Annotated in this window: 16 protein-coding genes; 8 read left to right on the top strand and 8 right to left on the bottom strand. The window is 65.4% G+C overall.

What is annotated here, in order from left to right; all coding sequences use genetic code 11:
• Nucleotides 1-21: 21 nt before the first annotated feature.
• The 5 genes from AC3WMR_RS11370 (at nt 22) to AC3WMR_RS11350 (ending at nt 4,603) form a co-directional block, all read left to right on the top strand.
• Complete coding sequence (locus AC3WMR_RS11370; protein ID WP_492263173.1) at nt 22-1,146, top strand: ABC transporter substrate-binding protein; 1,125 nt, start codon at nt 22-24, stop codon at nt 1,144-1,146.
• A gap of 21 nt (nt 1,147-1,167) precedes the next feature.
• A complete protein-coding gene (locus AC3WMR_RS11365; RefSeq protein ID WP_492263172.1) occupies nt 1,168-2,247 on the top strand; it encodes a FecCD family ABC transporter permease in 1,080 nt (359 codons plus the stop codon).
• 32 nt (nt 2,248-2,279) lie between these two features.
• The gene (azu, locus tag AC3WMR_RS11360) at nt 2,280-2,756 is read left to right on the top strand and encodes an azurin (protein ID WP_492263171.1); all 477 of its coding nucleotides are present in this window, start codon (nt 2,280-2,282) and stop codon (nt 2,754-2,756) included.
• A 4-nt stretch (nt 2,757-2,760) separates the two neighbouring features.
• Nucleotides 2,761-3,582: an ABC transporter ATP-binding protein gene (locus tag AC3WMR_RS11355; RefSeq protein WP_492263170.1), complete on the top strand. Its 822-nt coding sequence runs from the start codon at nt 2,761-2,763 to the stop codon at nt 3,580-3,582.
• A 70-nt stretch (nt 3,583-3,652) separates the two neighbouring features.
• Nucleotides 3,653-4,603 carry a hypothetical protein gene (locus tag AC3WMR_RS11350; protein WP_492263169.1) on the top strand — a complete coding sequence of 317 codons (951 nt, stop codon included), beginning with the start codon at nt 3,653-3,655 and terminating at the stop codon, nt 4,601-4,603.
• Nucleotides 4,604-4,671: 68 nt separating this feature from the next.
• Here AC3WMR_RS11350 and ilvA read toward each other — a convergent pair whose 3' ends face one another.
• Complete coding sequence (ilvA, locus tag AC3WMR_RS11345; RefSeq protein ID WP_492263168.1) at nt 4,672-6,252, bottom strand: threonine ammonia-lyase, biosynthetic; 1,581 nt, start codon at nt 6,250-6,252, stop codon at nt 4,672-4,674.
• A 236-nt stretch (nt 6,253-6,488) separates the two neighbouring features.
• Nucleotides 6,489-8,036 carry a winged helix-turn-helix domain-containing protein gene (locus AC3WMR_RS11340; protein ID WP_492263167.1) on the bottom strand — a complete coding sequence of 516 codons (1,548 nt, stop codon included), beginning with the start codon at nt 8,034-8,036 and terminating at the stop codon, nt 6,489-6,491.
• A gap of 467 nt (nt 8,037-8,503) precedes the next feature.
• Here AC3WMR_RS11340 and AC3WMR_RS11335 point away from each other — a divergent pair, with 467 nt between their 5' ends.
• The gene (locus AC3WMR_RS11335; RefSeq protein WP_492263166.1) at nt 8,504-10,732 is read left to right on the top strand and encodes an NADP-dependent isocitrate dehydrogenase; all 2,229 of its coding nucleotides are present in this window, start codon (nt 8,504-8,506) and stop codon (nt 10,730-10,732) included.
• An 89-nt stretch (nt 10,733-10,821) separates the two neighbouring features.
• Here AC3WMR_RS11335 and AC3WMR_RS11330 read toward each other — a convergent pair whose 3' ends face one another.
• Together AC3WMR_RS11330 and AC3WMR_RS11325 are read right to left on the bottom strand one after the other, a co-directional pair.
• On the bottom strand, nt 10,822-11,544 hold the full coding sequence (locus AC3WMR_RS11330) for a LysR family transcriptional regulator (RefSeq protein WP_492263165.1): 723 nt from the start codon (nt 11,542-11,544) through the stop codon (nt 10,822-10,824).
• Between the two features lie 7 nt (nt 11,545-11,551).
• A complete protein-coding gene (locus AC3WMR_RS11325; protein ID WP_492263314.1) occupies nt 11,552-12,058 on the bottom strand; it encodes a restriction endonuclease fold toxin 5 domain-containing protein in 507 nt (168 codons plus the stop codon).
• On the opposite strand from AC3WMR_RS11325, the gene AC3WMR_RS11320 reads away from it, so the two are divergent.
• A complete protein-coding gene (locus AC3WMR_RS11320) occupies nt 12,008-12,484 on the top strand; it encodes a hypothetical protein (protein WP_492263317.1) in 477 nt (158 codons plus the stop codon). The two genes, AC3WMR_RS11325 and AC3WMR_RS11320, sit on opposite strands and share 51 nt — an antisense overlap.
• A 25-nt stretch (nt 12,485-12,509) precedes the next feature.
• On the opposite strand, the gene AC3WMR_RS11315 is transcribed toward AC3WMR_RS11320, so the two are convergent.
• The 3 genes from AC3WMR_RS11315 to AC3WMR_RS11305 form a co-directional block, all read right to left on the bottom strand.
• A complete protein-coding gene (locus AC3WMR_RS11315; protein WP_492263164.1) occupies nt 12,510-13,016 on the bottom strand; it encodes a DUF4123 domain-containing protein in 507 nt (168 codons plus the stop codon).
• Nucleotides 13,017-13,020: 4 nt separating this feature from the next.
• On the bottom strand, nt 13,021-13,404 hold the full coding sequence (locus AC3WMR_RS11310; protein WP_492263163.1) for a PAAR domain-containing protein: 384 nt from the start codon (nt 13,402-13,404) through the stop codon (nt 13,021-13,023).
• 287 nt (nt 13,405-13,691) lie between these two features.
• Entirely contained in the window at nt 13,692-14,051 is a 360-nt protein-coding gene (locus tag AC3WMR_RS11305) for a winged helix-turn-helix transcriptional regulator (RefSeq protein WP_492263162.1), read from the bottom strand.
• A gap of 119 nt (nt 14,052-14,170) precedes the next feature.
• Here AC3WMR_RS11305 and AC3WMR_RS11300 point away from each other — a divergent pair, with 119 nt between their 5' ends.
• Nucleotides 14,171-15,034, top strand: a complete 864-nt coding sequence (locus AC3WMR_RS11300) for an enoyl-CoA hydratase/isomerase family protein (protein WP_492263161.1) — start codon at nt 14,171-14,173, stop codon at nt 15,032-15,034.
• 16 nt (nt 15,035-15,050) lie between these two features.
• On the opposite strand, the gene AC3WMR_RS11295 is transcribed toward AC3WMR_RS11300, so the two are convergent.
• On the bottom strand, nt 15,051-15,695 hold the full coding sequence (locus AC3WMR_RS11295; RefSeq protein ID WP_492263160.1) for a VTT domain-containing protein: 645 nt from the start codon (nt 15,693-15,695) through the stop codon (nt 15,051-15,053).
• Nucleotides 15,696-15,808 lie beyond the last annotated feature (113 nt).

The following is a 15,808-nucleotide window of genomic DNA, read 5'->3' as shown; positions in this document are numbered from 1 at the left end:
TCGTGGCCACAGGATCCCTCCATGCGTTTGAAAGCTATGTTCCCCGCGGCGCTGGCCGTCGCCGCTACCCTTTTCGCCGCCGCGCCCACCGCCCAGGCCCGCCAGGTGACCGACCTGGCCGGGCGCGTGGTGACGGTGCCCGACCACCCGCAGCGGGTGCTGCTGGGCGAAGGCCGTTTTGTGTTCGCGATGGCGTTGCTGGACCGCGCCGACCCGGTGGCCCGAGTGGTTGGCTGGCAAGGCGAACTGAAGCAGCAGGACCCGTATTCGTGGCAGCAATTGGTGAAGCGCTTTCCGAAGGCGGCCGACGTGCCGCTGATCGGCAAGACGTCTGAAGCCAGCGTGAGCCCCGAGAAGATCGTGTCGCTCAAGCCGGACGTGGCGGTCTTCAGCCTGAGCGGCCACGGCCCGGGCCGCAACAATCCGATGATTGCGTCGTTGCAGGACGCCGGCATTCCGATCGTGTTCATCGATTTCCGGCAGCATCCGGTGCAGAACACCGTGCCCAGCCTGCGCATCCTGGGTCAGGCGCTGGACCGCCAGGACGCGGCCGAGCGCTATATCGGGTTCTATGAATCGCACATGGCGCGGGTGCGCCAGATCGTGCAGCCGGTGCCGCAGGCCGAGCGGCCGCGCGTGTTCGTGGAAATGCTGGCGGGCGTGTGGCCGGCGTGCTGCCACACCACGGGCAACGGCAGTTTTGGCGACCTGCTGGAAGCGGCGGGCGGCGTGAACGTGGCCGCGCCGGTACTGCCGGGGGCCATTGGCGATGTCAGCATGGAATTCCTGCTGCAGGCCCAGCCCCAGGTGTATATCGCCACGGGCAGCCGGTCCGAACCCGGCCGCGCAGGCCTGTTGGCGGGCCCCGGCGCCGCGGCGGACGTGTCGGCCGCCAGCCTGTCCACGTTGCTCGAGCGTGACGGCATTCGCGACCTGGATGCGGTCAAGAAGGGCCGCGCCTTCGGCCTCTGGCACGCGTTCTACAACTCGCCCTACAACGTGGCGGCGGTGGAAGCGATGGCCAAGTGGCTGTATCCGGAACGCGCCGCCGCGCTGGACCCGCGCGCCACGCTGGACACGCTGTACCGCGACTTCCTGGACGTGGACGGCGCGGGCACCTACTGGACCGCACCGGCGGGCCGCTAGGCACGGCCGGGCACGCTGATCATGTCGCTTTCCGCACTTGCCACGGCGGCCACCGCCGCCGCCCCGCTTGACGCCATTGCCCTGCACCGCCGCACGCAGAAGCGGCGGCTGGCGCTGGCCTTGCTGTTGACGCTGGCCATTGCCGTCAGCCTGTTGGCCGACATTGCCACCGGCCCGGCTGGCCTCGCGCCGGCCGACCTGCTGCGCACGCTGCTGCACCCGGACGCGGCCGATGCCGGCGCGCGCGTCATCGTCTGGCAGTTTCGCCTGCCCTATGCGCTGATGGCCCTGCTGGTGGGCGTGGCGCTGGGTCTGGGCGGCGCCGAGATGCAGACGATGCTGGACAACCCGCTGGCCAGCCCCTACACGCTGGGCGTGTCGGCGGCGGCGGCCTTTGGGGCGTCGCTGGCGATCACGCTGGACTGGCACGTGCCGGCGCTGCCGCCGGGCATGGTGGTGTCGCTGTCGGCCTTTGCCAGCACGCTGGTGTCGGTGCTGATCCTGGAACGGGTGGCGCGCTGGCGCGGCGGGTCGACGCTGGGCGTGGTGCTGTTCGGCATTGCGCTGGTGTATTCGTTTCAGGCGCTGGTGATGCTGCTGCAGTTCGTGGCCAGCGAAGAGGCCCTGCAAGGCATCGTGTTCTGGACCATGGGCAGCCTGGCCCGCGCCACCTGGACGACCGTGGGTGTGATGACCGCTGCGCTGGCGCTGGCCTTGCCGTTTTCGATGCGCGACGCCTGGAAGCTGACCGCCGTGCGGCTGGGCGAAGAACGCGCGGCCAGCTTCGGCATCGACGTCAAGCGCCTGCGCCTGGTGAGCCTGCTGCGCGTTAGCGCCCTGGCGGCGCTGGCCGTGTCGTTCGTGGGCACCATCGGTTTCGTAGGCCTGGTGGCGCCGCACATCGCCCGCCTGCTGCTGGGTGAAGACCACCGCTATTACCTGCCCGGCAGCGCGCTGGCCGGCGCGTTGATCCTGTCGCTGGCCTCGGTCGCATCCAAGACCGTGCTGCCCGGCGCGCTGATTCCGGTGGGCATCGTGACGTCGCTGGTCGGCATTCCCTTTTTTCTCACCATCGTCGTCCGCGCCTTGAAGCGCGCCTGACGCATTTTTCTGAACTTCGGAGACGCTTTCCCATGCAACACCGCTACACGCTTGCCCTGGCCACCCTGTTCGCCGCCGGCGCCGTCCATGCCGCCGAGCCCGCCCCGACGACGCCCGCTGCCGCTTGCACCATCGACGTGCAAGGCCAGCCCGGCAAGAAATTCGAACCCAACCACATCGTGGTGCCCTCGACGTGCAAGGATTTCACGGTGCGCCTGATCCACACCGGCAAGAACAGCAAGGAAAAGGCCGGCCACAACTGGGTGCTGACCAAGACCGAGGACATCGATGCGGTGACGATCGACGGCCTGAAGGCCGGCGCCGAGCACGAGTTCCTGGCGCCCGGCGACGCCCGCATCCTGGCCAAGACCCCGATGCTGGGCGGCGGCGAAACCGCCACCGTGACCTTCCCCGTCAGCCGCCTGGCCGCCGGACAGTCGTACACCTTCTACTGCTCGTTCCCGGCGCACGCCCAGCACATGCGCGGCACGCTGACGCTGCAACCCTGACGCCATGAATCTGCGGGACATTCCCCTGCCTGGCGGCACGAAAACGGCCAACGCGACGCTGGAAATCCGCGGCCTGACGGCCGGCTACGGCAGCCGGCCAGTGCTGCGCAACCTGCACGCCAAGGCCTTGGCCCAGGCCTCGTTGACGGCGCTGCTGGGGCCCAACGGCAGCGGCAAGTCGACCCTGCTCAAGACCCTGGCGGGGCTGAACCCGATGCAGGGCGGCACGCTGCGGCTGGACGGTGCGGATTTCGGGCGCCTGCCACCGGCACAGCGGGCCGCGCAAGCCATGTACATGCCCCAGGCCCTGCCCAAGGGCGTGCACATGACGGTGCTGGAATCCGTCCTGGTGGCCGCCCGCTCGGGCCGCCACGGCCAGGGCGGCGACGCGCTGATGGGCGAAGCCATGCGCGTGCTGACCGAACTGGGCATCGGCCCGCTGGCCAGCCGCTACCTGGATGAACTGTCGGGTGGCCAGAAGCAGCTGGCGTCCCTGGCGCAGGCGCTGGTGCGCCGGCCGCGGCTGCTGCTGCTGGACGAACCGCTGTCGGCGCTGGACCTGAACTACCAGTTCCACGTGATGGACGTGCTGCGCCGCCAGACGGCGCGCCATCGCCTTATCACCTTGGTGGTGCTGCACGATCTGAACATCGCGCTGCGCCACGCCGACCGGGCCTTGCTGCTGCATGGCGGCGCGCTGCTGGCCGAAGGGCCGCCGCAAGACGTCGTGACCGCCGACACGCTGCGCCGCGCCTACGGCGTGCGGGCGCGGGTCGAACGCTGTCCGCAAGGCCAGCCGCAGGTGCATGTGGACGGGTTGGCCTGACGACGGGTTGACCTGACGTTATATAGTCAAGGCTCCGTCGACCGCCGACCTGCTTGCCGAGAGCCGAACGATGAAAGCCCGCCGCGCGCTGACACTGAACCTTTCTTTGCTGGCGTCTTTGCCAGCCGCCCTGCTGGGCACGTCCGTCACTGCCGACACGATCTACAACCGCGATGGCCTGGTGGCCGAGGTCAACAGCGGCAGCCGGCAGGACTGGAACACCGGCCAGCGCCAGCAGACGCGCAGCACCACCATCACCTTCCAGGGCCAGGCCCTGTGCGGCAAAGACGTGACCGACCTGCTGTTTGCCGATGGCAAGGGGCCGCCGCAACGCGCCTTCTATTGCCCCAACGGCGCGCAGGCGCTGGACGGCGGCGTGCTGGCATTCTTCACCAGCGGCAGCGCGAGCACCGTGCTGGCCTACTTGCAGGTGGTGAACGGCGCCCTGCGCGCCCAGCGTATCGATGTCTCGAAAGACCCCAAGCGCAACAGCGTCCAGGTCACGCGCTTTCTGGATGCGCGCCTGCCCGGCTGGACCCGCGTGGAAACCGCCTGGAACGAAACCGTGCTGATCCGCCATGCGCCTTTGCAGGCCATCAACCTGGGCGCCGGCCGGCTGCTCGACGTCGACGGCGACGTGGCCTACCTGGCGGTGCCGGCAGGGTCCAGGGCCATCGAGACCCAGCCCGCCAAACAGGTCAAGGACGCCTACGGCTATATGCAGCTCGTGCCCGCCATCACCGAATTCGTGCCGACCCCCGCGGGCTTTCGCGTGGCGCGGCTGGCCGATGGACGCGAGCTGGCCCGCTGGGACGCCAAAGACACCTGCCAGCAACTGCCGGCCATGCAGTTCGACCCCGGCGCCACGGGCGCCAGCAGCAAGGTCGACATCCGCTACGACGAGCTGCCCGCCTGGCGCGCACGCTCACTGCAATTCACGCCGGGCCCGCCGGGCAAGGCCATGCTGCACCTGAAATCGGGCGTCGACCTGCCGCGCAAGCCCCGCTGCACGCCGGCCTGATCAGGCCCCGCCCAATACCCCTTGCGCGGCCAGCATCCCGCCCCGGCCGGATGCCGGTGCTTGGGCGTTCAGACCAGGAACTGACGGTACGCCTCGTTGTCCGTTTCTTCCCAGTGCGCGTAGCCCAGCTGCGCCAGGAACTTGTCCAGCGCCGCGTCGTCCGCCAGCGGCGCCTGGATGCCCACCAGCACCGAGCTGAAATCGGCGCCCTGGGCGCGGTAATGGAACAGGCTGATGTTCCAGTTGGGCGCCATGGCCGACAAGAACGTCATCAGCGCGCCGGGACGCTCGGGAAACTCGAAGCGGAACAGGCGTTCGCCACCGGCCAGCGGCGAGCGTCCGCCCACCATGTAGCGGATGTGCTGCTTGGATACCTCGTTGTGGCTCAGGTCGCTGACCGCGAAACCCTGTTCCGTCAGCGCCTGCATGATCTCGGCCGCTTCGCCGCGACGCCCGATCTGCACGCTGACGAAGATGCGGGCGGTGCGCGCATCGGCAATGCGGTAGTTGAACTCGGTGACGCTGCGCTGGCCGATCACGCCACAGAACCGGCGAAAGCTGCCGCGTTCTTCGGGCACCGTCACGGCAAAGACCGCTTCGCGTGCTTCGCCGACTTCCGCGCGATCCGCCACGAACCGCAGGCGATCGAAATTCATGTTGGCCCCCGACGTGATGGCCACCAGTCCCTGGTCCTGCGCGCCTTCGCGTTCCACGTACTGCTTCAACCCCGCCACCGCCAGGGCGCCCGCCGGCTCCAGCACGCTGCGGGTATCCAGGAACACGTCTTTGATCGCCGCGCAGACGGCGTCGGTGTCCACCAGCAGCACTTCGTCCAGGAATTCGCGGCACAGGCGGAAGGTTTCCTCGCCCACCAGCTTGACCGCCGTGCCGTCCGAGAACAGCCCCACCTCGGCCAGATTGACGCGTTCGCCTGCCTCGATGGACTGCGCCATCGCGCAGGAATCGGCGATCTGCACGCCGATCACCTTGACCTGCGGCGCCACCGCCTTCAGGTACACCGACACGCCCGCCGCCAGGCTGCCGCCGCCGATGGGCACGAACACCGCGTCCAGTCGCCCCGGGTGCTGACGCAGGATTTCCATGCCGACCGTGCCCTGGCCGGCGATGACGTAGGGGTCATCAAACGCCGGAATGAACGTCAGGTTCTGTTCGGCGGCCAGCGTCTGCGCATGCGCATAGGCGTCGCTGTACGAATCGCCCGCCAGCACCACCTGCACCGTCGGGCCGCCGTGGGCGCGCACCGCATCCACCTTCACCTGGGGCGCGGTCTGCGGCACCACGATGGTGGCGCGCACGCCCAGCTTGGCGGCGGAAATCGCCACGCCCTGGGCGTGGTTGCCGGCCGATGCGGTAATGACGCCGCGGTCCAGCGCCGTTTGCGGCGTGTTGCGCATCTTGTTGTAGGCGCCGCGCACCTTGAAGGAAAACACCGGCTGGTTGTCTTCGCGCTTGAACGACACGCGGTTCCCCAGGCGCCGCGACAGGCCCAGCGCGGGGTCCAGTTCGGTCTCGCGGGCAATGTCGTAGACCCGCGCGGTCAGGATCTGGCGCAGGTATTGCATGGGCGTGGCATGGCCCTGGGCAAAGGTGTCGGTGTCTGTGGCGGTGGCGGCTTGCGGTTGTTGCATGGCGGATCTCTGCGGCAGGGGAAACGGGGAAACCCGGCAGAGGCGGCAACAAAAAACCCGCCTCGTGGGGCGGGTTCGTTTGACTGACTACGGTCGTGCGCTAACCCACCATTCTCGGAATGATGGTAATAATCAGCGAAATGCGGACGGCGCGGGAAGTCATGGGGGTAAAGCTTCCTCCAACCTCGGCGCTTTGTCAAATCGCGGCTGGCCAGCGCTGCGGCCAGCCCCTTGCCCTACAGACCTTCGCCCGCGCCGCCCTCGGCATACATCCGCACCGGCGCCGGCAGGTCATCCAGCGGCCGATGCTGCGCCAGTTGCGCCAGCACGCCCCGGAACATGTTCTTTCGCCCGGCCGCATCCGGCACGCGCCGCACGAACAGGTAATCGAAGTGCAGCAGCAACCGGCGCAAGAGGCCCGCGTCCAGCGACAGCAGGATCTGGCGCAGGTCGTCGGGCAACACCTCGTCGGGCGACGTCAGGAACAGGCCCATCTGCATGCGCGTCAGCGGCTTGGTGCGATACAGCGTCTCGCAAGCCGCCAAGCAGGCCTGGCGGTCGTCCAGCGCCAGCAGCGTGGTGCACTTGAGCACCATCAGGAACACCTGGAATTCCGAACCGGGTTCGGCCAGCTCGATGCCCTGGTCGAAGTAATCGATGGCTTCGGGCAGGCGGCCGCGGTTCAGGCGCAACTGGCCCAGCACGGCAAAGGCCGACGCGAACGCGGTGCTTTGGGCGAAGGCGTCTTCGGCCAGGGCCTCGGCCAGTTCCAGGTGATCTCGGCTGACAAAGCACAGCAGCTTGGCCGCGGCCAGCGCCAGCATGGGGTTGCCGCGGGCGTGCGGCAATGCCTGGAACACCAGCGCCTCTATCTGCGGTTCAAGCTGGGCGGGGTCGCTGGCCAGGTCCAGCACCAGGCGGGAATACAGGTGCGAGGCCCACATCAACGCGGTCTGGGGATCGTCCGGGTCCTCGGCGCGCAACTTTTGCAGTTCGGCCTCGGATTCCAGCCAGGTCTGCGGCGTGCGCGACAGCAAGACCGCGGCGCGATGCAGCCGCAGTTCAATAGGTTCATCGGTGGGGCCGGCCAGGCCGCCGGCGGTGGCCAGGTGGCGCCAGATTTCGCTTTTGATGGCCGCGGCAAAGGCCGTGGCGGCGGTGCGGGCGGCGCCGGCCAGATCGTCGGGCGCGATGGTCCAGCGTTCGGCCCGCAGCGCGGCGCCGCTGGCGGCCGCGCGCAGCACCACCGCGCAATGCACGCCGGCCGCATCCTGCCGCAGCCCGACCTCGACGCGATACGGCGCATCGGCGCCCTCGCCCGCCTTGGGGGCCAGCAACCGCACGCCGCGTTCGCTGGGCAGGCGCGCACGCAAGGCGTCGGCCAGATCGTCCAGGAACGCCCGCACGCGCGGCTCGATGCGCAGCGCCTGCGGGCCGGCCGCCGGGCCGATGGCCACGTAGACGTCTTCGCCCGGTTCGGGCGCGGACGCAGCGATCCAGCTGTAGCCTTCGCCGTAGCTGGTCGCGATGAAACGCGGGGTGCGGGCCGAGTCGCCCAGTTTGGTGCGCAGGCGATTCACCAACAGGTCGACGCTGCGTTCCAGCGCATCGACTTCGCCGCGCTGGGTGGCGTCCAGCAGGCGATGGCGCGGCAGGATCTGGCCCGCGTGGGCGGTCAGGAGGGACAACGCCGCGCTTTCGACCGGGGTGAAGTGAATCGTCTTGCCATCGTTACGGCTGGCGTAGCGGAACATCGGATCGAACTTCAGGTTGCCAAACCGCATTGCCTCTCCCTCGCGCCGGGGCTGTACAACGCCCATCGTCATCCGGCGCCCAGGTGCCTGCCGCGCGCCTGGGCGCCGGCAGATGCCGAATATTAGCCAATACTTGCACGCCGAAGCCAGCAGATTGATGCGATTTGGCGCCATTCCTGGGCGCAAAACGCGGCCTGTCGACGAAAAACCCTGCCCATGCGACCGCCCTTCGGGCGTTTGGCGCCTATTTCTGTGCACGGCAGGCGGGGCGCGGTATTACAATGTTCGGTTCGTGGCAGTCGTACCTACCGGGTGGCCCAGATCTGGGCACACAAAAAAGGACGGACGGCGCCATGTTGGGCTGATCAAGGCCGGGCTGGCGACAGCGCGGCTTTCATCAGCCCATACGAACCCACTCTCGACAACATCTACCGGCTGACGCCGCATAGCATGTTCGGGTTTGCGCCTAGCGCCACAGCCGAACAGATTCAAGGATCATGTCTCTTACTCCGAAGATTATCTATACCCTCACCGACGAAGCTCCGGCGCTTGCAACCCGTTCGCTGCTGCCCATCGTCCAGACCTTCGCGAAGTCCGCTGGTATCACGGTCGAGACCCGCGACATCTCTTTGGCAGGCCGCATCATCGCCCTGTTCCCGGACTACCTGGACGACGGCCAGAAGCTGGGCGACGCCCTGGCCGAGCTGGGCGCCCTGGCCGTCACGCCGCAAGCCAACATCATCAAGCTGCCGAACATCAGCGCCTCGATGCCCCAACTGAAGGCGGCCATCAAGGAACTGCAGGAACAAGGCTACAAGCTGCCCGACTACCCGGACGCCCCGGCCAACGACACCGAGCGTGACGTCAAGTCCCGCTACGACAAGGTCAAGGGCAGCGCCGTGAACCCCGTGCTGCGCGAAGGCAACTCCGACCGCCGCGCGCCGCTGTCGGTCAAGAACTACGCCCGCAAGCACCCGCACAAGATGGGCGCCTGGACGGCAGATTCGAAGTCGCATGTGGCCCACATGGACGGCGGCGATTTCTACGGCACCGAAAAGTCGGCCCTGATCGCCGACGCCGGCGACGTCAAGATCACCCTGGTCGCTGCCGATGGCACCCAGACCGTGCTCAAGGAAAAGACCCCGGTCAAGGCCGGCGAGATCATCGACGCCGCCGTGCTGTCGACCACCAAGCTCAAGGCTTTCCTGCAGGCCCAGATCGACGACGCGCGCGCCCAGGGCGTGCTGTTCTCGGTGCACCTGAAGGCCACCATGATGAAGGTCTCGGACCCCGTCATCTTCGGCCACGTGGTGTCCGTGTTCTACAAAGACGTGCTGGCCAAGCACGCCGCCGTCCTGAAGTCGGTCGGCTTCGATCCCAACAACGGCATTGGCGACCTGTACGCCAAGATTCAGTCGCTGCCCGCTGACCAGCAAGCCGCGATCACCGCCGACATCGACGCCGCCTACAAGACGCTGCCGCAGCTGGCCATGGTGAATTCCGACAAGGGCATCACCAACCTGCACGTGCCCAGCGACGTCATCGTCGACGCGTCCATGCCCGCCATGATCCGCGACTCGGGCAAGATGTGGAACGCCGAAGGCAAGCTGCAAGACACCAAGGCCGTCATTCCCGACCGCAGCTACGCCGGTGTCTACCAGGCCGTCATCGAAGACTGCAAGAAGAACGGCGCCTTCAATCCGGTCACGATGGGCAGCGTGCCCAACGTCGGCCTGATGGCCCAGGCCGCTGAAGAATACGGTTCGCACAACAAGACCTTCATCGTGCCGGCCGCCGGCACCGTGCGCGTCACCGACGCGTCGGGCAAGGTCCTGCTGGAACAAGCCGTTGAAGCCGGCGACCTCTGGCGCATGTGCCAGACCAAGGACGCCGCGATCCAGGACTGGGTCAAGCTGGCCGTCACCCGCGCCCGCGTCAGCAAGACGCCGGCCGTGTTCTGGCTGGACGAAAACCGCGCCCACGACGCCCAGGTCATCGCCAAGGTCAAGCAGTACCTGAACGACCACGACACCAGCGGCCTGGACCTGCGCATTCTCGACCCGGTCGAAGCCACCAAGTTCTCGGTCAAGCGCATCCGCGAAGGCCTGGACACCATCTCGGTCACCGGCAACGTGCTGCGCGACTACCTGACCGACCTGTTCCCCATCATGGAACTGGGCACCAGCGCCAAGATGCTGTCGATCGTGCCGCTGGTCGCCGGTGGCGGGCTGTTCGAAACCGGTGCCGGCGGTTCGGCGCCCAAGCACGTGCAGCAGTTCCTGGAAGAAGGCTTCCTGCGCTGGGATTCGCTGGGCGAATTCATGGCGCTGGCCGCCTCGCTGGATCACCTGGGCCGCGCGTACAACAACGCCCGCGCCCAAGTGCTGGGCAGCACGCTGGACCTGGCCACCGCCAAGTTCCTGGACGAAAACAAGTCGCCCGACCGCAAGGTCGGCGGCCTGGACAACCGCGGCAGCCACTTCTACCTGGCCACGTACTGGGCCCAAGCCCTGGCCGACCAGAACGAAGACGCCGCCCTGGCCAAGCTGTTCGCGCCGGCCGCGGCCGCTTTCGTCAAGAACGAAGCCAAGATCCTGGAAGAACTGAAGGCGGCCCAAGGCCAGCCGGTCGACATCGGCGGCTACTACCAGCCGAACGAAGACAAGGCCAGCCGCGCCATGCGCCCCAGCGCCACGCTGAACCAGGTGCTGGCCGACATCGGCTAAGCCCTGCCCCGCCCCGGACCGCCAGGCCCGGACGCGACAAAGCCGGCGGTCCCTTGCGGGGCCGCCGGCTTTTTTTGCGGGCTCGTCAATTACAGATCCGCGTAACGCGGCAGCAAGTCCTGGTCCACCAGGCGCATTTCAATCAGGTTCGCCAATTCCACATGCCGTGGCTTGTCCAGCGAGAAAACCTCGTTCGCCACGCTGACGATGATCGTACCGGTCTGCTTCTTTCCGGCAACGGGAACGGGAATCAGCGCCTGGGCTTCCGGAACTTGTTTGGCGGTGATCACTCGGGGCAGATACAGCATCCAGCCCACACCGGGCTTGTCCGTGAAAACTCGCTGGGGGAAATACCCCTCAGGAAACACTTCAATGAAGAAAGGGCGAAATTCCTCAATGACGACTCTTATCGTGTCCACCATATCTTTTGGTCTGCTGTAGCACGCGGGGTCACCGATCCGAAGCGCTATCCTGTCAGGAAGAACCTTTGGCCCGACGTGGCAGACCATTGACCCCCCTTCGCCTCCTGCCTCTTGGCCATTCCAAATTGCTACGAACGAAAACGTGCCCTTTTCCCCGCGGAACTCCTCATTCAGAACTGCCAGAGCAGCGGGCGTAGCTTTGCCATCTATGTCGAACACCTTATAGAGGTTCGCTTCCTCTATGCTATCTCCCTTGAGCAGCCAATTGTTCGTAGCCATGGAAGGACTTTGGGTTGCGAGTGTTGACACGATTTTGAACTCGCGCTCCAGGACCGCCTCGAAATTTCTCGAAGCAAGCATCTCATCGCGGAACATTGCAGAGATATGCATGACTGCCTTACGGTTTGGTTTCCGACAAAACGCCCAATTGTGCTAGCAAGAAAGACATCCTCTGGTGGGTGAGACCAGTTTGAAAATACCACTTTAGCTTAGCTGGTGGATGCGTCCGCACTCGAGTCCCTTGCAAGATCGCTTGCCGTTCCATGGAGTCAAAACCTTTGAAAAAATCCTCTGATCCCGGAATGGATCCGTCCAAGAATTGGTCATAATTTCCCTTGGTCTCCTGGAGTAAGCACTCAGCTGACACGAATCCGTCAAAGTCAGTGTTCTCCCAGCTCCATTCATCACTCCACTGACAATATTCAGTGTCGTAGGCAAATCCCGTTACCCTGGCCTGGTATTCGTAGGCGTTCCAGTTCACGCCGTGCCTGCGCCTGACCATCAAGCCCCGATCTGGCGGGCATTTCTTGCAAGGCTCCCCCGTTCTGGGTAAAGCGCGGTCAGTGGGCTTGGCTTGACTATCCTCGCGTGGCGTATCACCCGGCAAGGTGGCGACGCCACCCAGTACCGCGCCCGCTGCGGCCCCTGCGGCAGCTCGGGCGAATGCCGCCGCTATAGCTTCCGCGATCCAGCCGGCTATGGGAATTGCCAACGGTCCGGGCATATCGCTCTACTCCGCTTGTTGTATGTCCGCATCCTGACGCGATTGCCACCGCATCACCTGCATGAAGTCATGAAATCGCTGATCGGCCGGACGCCCGGATTTTTCCATCCAACGACACAGCCCCGGTTGCTTGTAAAAACCCGGCACGAGCGCTTCGGCTCTGAGGAAGTCAACCAGGTTCGCATCTTCATCAATTCCCATGGCGCGCGCGTGCGCCAAGGCGCAGGCAAGCCGCTCGGGCAACCCGCCTCGGGAAAGGCCTGGGTAGTCTCGCGCGATATCTTGCTCGACGGCCTGAACAAAGCCTTTTGCGTCAATCGCGCATAGGCATGCGACTTGCTGCTGCGTGAGCTCAAGCGCCATGGGTTGGGTAAATCCTGGTGAGTTGTCCATCCCGTTGGGTCAGCCAATCCTGGACGGGTGCGAAAAACGCAGCTCGTTGGGCTGGGTCCAAGAGCGCGGCAATGTCGCCCGTGATTCTCGCATCGTAGTAACGCAATAGCGCGGTCGTGCCGTTGGGCATGCGCACATCCAATCGCGCACGCAACGCCGCCGCCAAGTCCTGCGGCGCATAGCTGCTGACAATCCAGATGCATCCCAACGCGCTGTCGCCCATCCGTTGCAGCGCAGGCATATGACCATCTCGATCGGCCAAGCAATCCAGTAGCCAAGGACCGCCATTGGCCAGCGCTTCATCGGCCGTGCCGTCGAATAGCGCAATGCAAGATGAGGACCGGGACAAGGGAACTTCGGCTACACCTTCTGCGTATAGCAACCCATCCACCAAACCATATAGCCGCAGGGGATAGGCCATTTGCTGTTGACGCACGCTCAGGTATTGCTCGACTTGAGCCGTCACTGCGCTACCCTCGCGCCACGGTCGTTGCGGCAGTGCGTGCCGCAGATTCCAAGCATTCCTGGCAAAGGGTGTCAGTTTGCGGCGTCGCCTGACTCGCGGGGCCGGACAAGCCTTCGGCGTCACCGACCCGCGCCACCATCTGCGAAGCAATCAATACTGCTCCGCATGCGGTGCGCATTCCCTCCACGGCGGTGTCGTTGTCCATGAAGGAATGATTGCGCCCTGGGTCGGGAAGAATGGGAAAAATCCCCTTGCATCGCGGGCATGCAACTTTGTGGCCGACCAGCGCGATTTCGCGGCCGAACAACATTGCGGCGGGATGGCCTTGCACCACGACCCCACCATGGGAGGTGCGATCCCCTTTTCGGACAATGGCTCGTTCAGGCATGGCGGCTCCGTTACGCAGGGCCATCGGCTGATATCCCGTGCCCATCACTTTTAGACGCCTCACCCGATCCAGGAATATTGGAACATTCTTAAAGTAACGTAATGCTGCTGCCTCGCGCGACGTTTTCGCACAGCGCCCACGTCATATAGGCACCACGGATCGGGCTCCACGAAATGGCGTCTTCCCAATACGCGTTGCCGCTGACCGCACAGGCAACACACATCGACGCGATCCACGGCTGGCTGCAAAGCCACAATCTTTGACGCCGCTGCGGCACGCGGCATCGGTCACTGCTGATCGTAACGCGCCTGGCAGGCCTGGATGACGTCCATGTTGTCGACCGTCCAGCCGTATAGCGCAGCGAATGGCGCTTCGAGCGATGTGCCCAGGGGCGTCAAGGCGTACTCGACCCCAAGCGTTTTTCCATCGATCACGGTGCGCGTCACCATGCCGTTGCGTTCCAGCTTGCGCAGGGTTTGCGTCAGCACGCGTTGGGTAATGCCGTCCAGACGCCGCTTGATGGCGTTGAAGCGACGCGGTTCGCGCAGCACCATCAAGACCAGCATCGACCATTTGTCGGCGATTTGGTCGAGGATGGCGCGGCTGGGGCAATCGGCGCGATAGACGGGGTCGAGATCAGCGTGCATAGGTATGTTCCGGCATACTTGGGATGCTCAAGGTGCGTAATTGACACTAGGTATGCATTAGATACCATGATTGCACAGGCCGGGAAACCCTGGCCGCGCAATCCCTGACAAGGTGTCTCATGAACCATTCGACGTATTCCAGGCTTCACATCGAGCATGAACAAGGCGTAGCGACCGTCACGCTCGACAATCCCCCCGTCAACGTGCTGGATGTCGCGCTGATGCACGACCTGCGCCGCTTTCTCACGGCAACGCGCGACGATCCCCGGACGCGCGTGATCGTGTTTCAAAGCGCCGATCCCGAGTTCTTCATCGCGCACGTGGACATGACGCTGATCGACGAGCCCCATGCCTTCGACGAGATCGCCAAAGACGCGCCGGATGGCTTGAACCCGTTCCAGGCGTTGGGCGAAATGATCCGCGCGCAACCGCAAGTCACGATCGTCAAGCTCGAAGGCCTGGCGCGTGGCGGTGGCGCGGAATTCGTGGCGGCCGCCGACATGACGTTCGCGGCCATCGGCCGGGCGGGCCGGGCGCAATGCGAGGCCTTGATGGGCATCATCCCCGGCGGCGGCGCCACGCAATACCTGTCACAGCGCATGACGCGCGGGCGTGCTCTTGAAGTGATTCTGGGCGCCGACCTGGCCGATGCGCAGACGGCCGAGCGCTATGGCTGGGTGAACCGCGCCCTGCCGGCGGACGAGCTGGAGGCCTTTGTGCGCCGGCTTGCCCGCAATATCGCGGCACTACCGCCGGGCGTCATCGCTGCCGCGAAAAAGGCCATTCCGCCAACGGATCTGCGATCAGGCTTGCACCGCGAACATGAAGCCTGGGCAGATCTGTTTGCGCTTGCCGCCGCCGAAAAGCGGATTCGTGGCGGCTTGCAGGCCGGCGCGCAGACCAAGGCTGGCGAGCGGAATCTGGAACGGCTGCTGCGTGATCTGGATGCCCAGGCAGACAGACCGGCTCAGCACCATGACTGAAAGGCCGGCCTGACCTTTACGACTGCTGCGCCAGCTTGCGCGCCCGGCGCAGATGCAGCCACTGCCACACGACCGGAATCAACGACAGTCCGATGATGATGACGGATACCCAGTGCAGGTTGGTGCGGACCCAGGCGATGGAGCCCAGCCAGTAGCCGGCCAGGATCATCGAACCGACCCAGACGATGCCGCCGATGACGTTGTAGGCAAAGAACGTGCGGCGCGGCATCTGCGAGAGGCCGGCCACGAACGGCGCCACGGTGCGCACGATAGGCACGAAACGCGCCACGGTGATGGTCATGGCGCCGTAGCGGGCGAAGTAGGAACGTGCGCGTTCCAGGTGGTCGGGCTTGACCCATCGACTGTGGGCCAGTTTCTGGCCCCACCTTGATGAGGCAATGGCGTAGTTGAGCGCGTCGCCCGCGATGGCGGCCGCGGTGATGGCGGCGATGGAAACGATGGGGTCGATGCCAGCGAGGCCCAGGAAGGCGCCGGCAGCGAACAGCAGTGAATCACCGGGCAGAAACGGCATGACCACGAAGCCGGTCTCGATGAAGATGATGGCGGCGATGATGCAGGTGCCCAGCACCCAGTTCTGCGCCAAGAGGGCCATCAGGCCCTGTTCGCTGGTGAGCCAGGCGAACATCTCGGTAATACTCATTCGGATTCCTGTGCGGGGGCCGGCGGACCCGGCGTTGATATCAAGGCCGCATTATGCAGGATGCCCCGTTGATATTTCATCAAATCGGCCAACATTGCCGCCCGACCGTGCCC

The sequence above is a fragment of the Achromobacter sp. FW305-C-28 genome (assembly GCF_058783235.1).
The sequence above is the reverse complement of the archived record's forward strand: the minus strand, read 5'-3'. Positions and strand labels throughout refer to the sequence as shown.

What these genes read in the sequence shown, in the direction of transcription:
- AC3WMR_RS11370 (WP_492263173.1), top strand. Translation starts at nt 22, where the DNA reads ATGCGTTTGAAAGCTATGTTCCCCGCGGCGCTGGCCGTCGCCGCTACC.
- AC3WMR_RS11365 (WP_492263172.1), top strand. Translation starts at nt 1,168, where the DNA reads ATGTCGCTTTCCGCACTTGCCACGGCGGCCACCGCCGCCGCCCCGCTT.
- azu (WP_492263171.1), top strand. Translation starts at nt 2,280, where the DNA reads ATGCAACACCGCTACACGCTTGCCCTGGCCACCCTGTTCGCCGCCGGC.
- AC3WMR_RS11355 (WP_492263170.1), top strand. Translation starts at nt 2,761, where the DNA reads ATGAATCTGCGGGACATTCCCCTGCCTGGCGGCACGAAAACGGCCAAC.
- AC3WMR_RS11350 (WP_492263169.1), top strand. Translation starts at nt 3,653, where the DNA reads ATGAAAGCCCGCCGCGCGCTGACACTGAACCTTTCTTTGCTGGCGTCT.
- ilvA (WP_492263168.1), bottom strand. Translation starts at nt 6,252, where the DNA reads ATGCAACAACCGCAAGCCGCCACCGCCACAGACACCGACACCTTTGCC.
- AC3WMR_RS11340 (WP_492263167.1), bottom strand. Translation starts at nt 8,036, where the DNA reads ATGCGGTTTGGCAACCTGAAGTTCGATCCGATGTTCCGCTACGCCAGC.
- AC3WMR_RS11335 (WP_492263166.1), top strand. Translation starts at nt 8,504, where the DNA reads ATGTCTCTTACTCCGAAGATTATCTATACCCTCACCGACGAAGCTCCG.
- AC3WMR_RS11330 (WP_492263165.1), bottom strand. Translation starts at nt 11,544, where the DNA reads ATGCATATCTCTGCAATGTTCCGCGATGAGATGCTTGCTTCGAGAAAT.
- AC3WMR_RS11310 (WP_492263163.1), bottom strand. Translation starts at nt 13,404, where the DNA reads ATGCCTGAACGAGCCATTGTCCGAAAAGGGGATCGCACCTCCCATGGT.
- AC3WMR_RS11305 (WP_492263162.1), bottom strand. Translation starts at nt 14,051, where the DNA reads ATGCACGCTGATCTCGACCCCGTCTATCGCGCCGATTGCCCCAGCCGC.
- AC3WMR_RS11300 (WP_492263161.1), top strand. Translation starts at nt 14,171, where the DNA reads ATGAACCATTCGACGTATTCCAGGCTTCACATCGAGCATGAACAAGGC.
- AC3WMR_RS11295 (WP_492263160.1), bottom strand. Translation starts at nt 15,695, where the DNA reads ATGAGTATTACCGAGATGTTCGCCTGGCTCACCAGCGAACAGGGCCTG.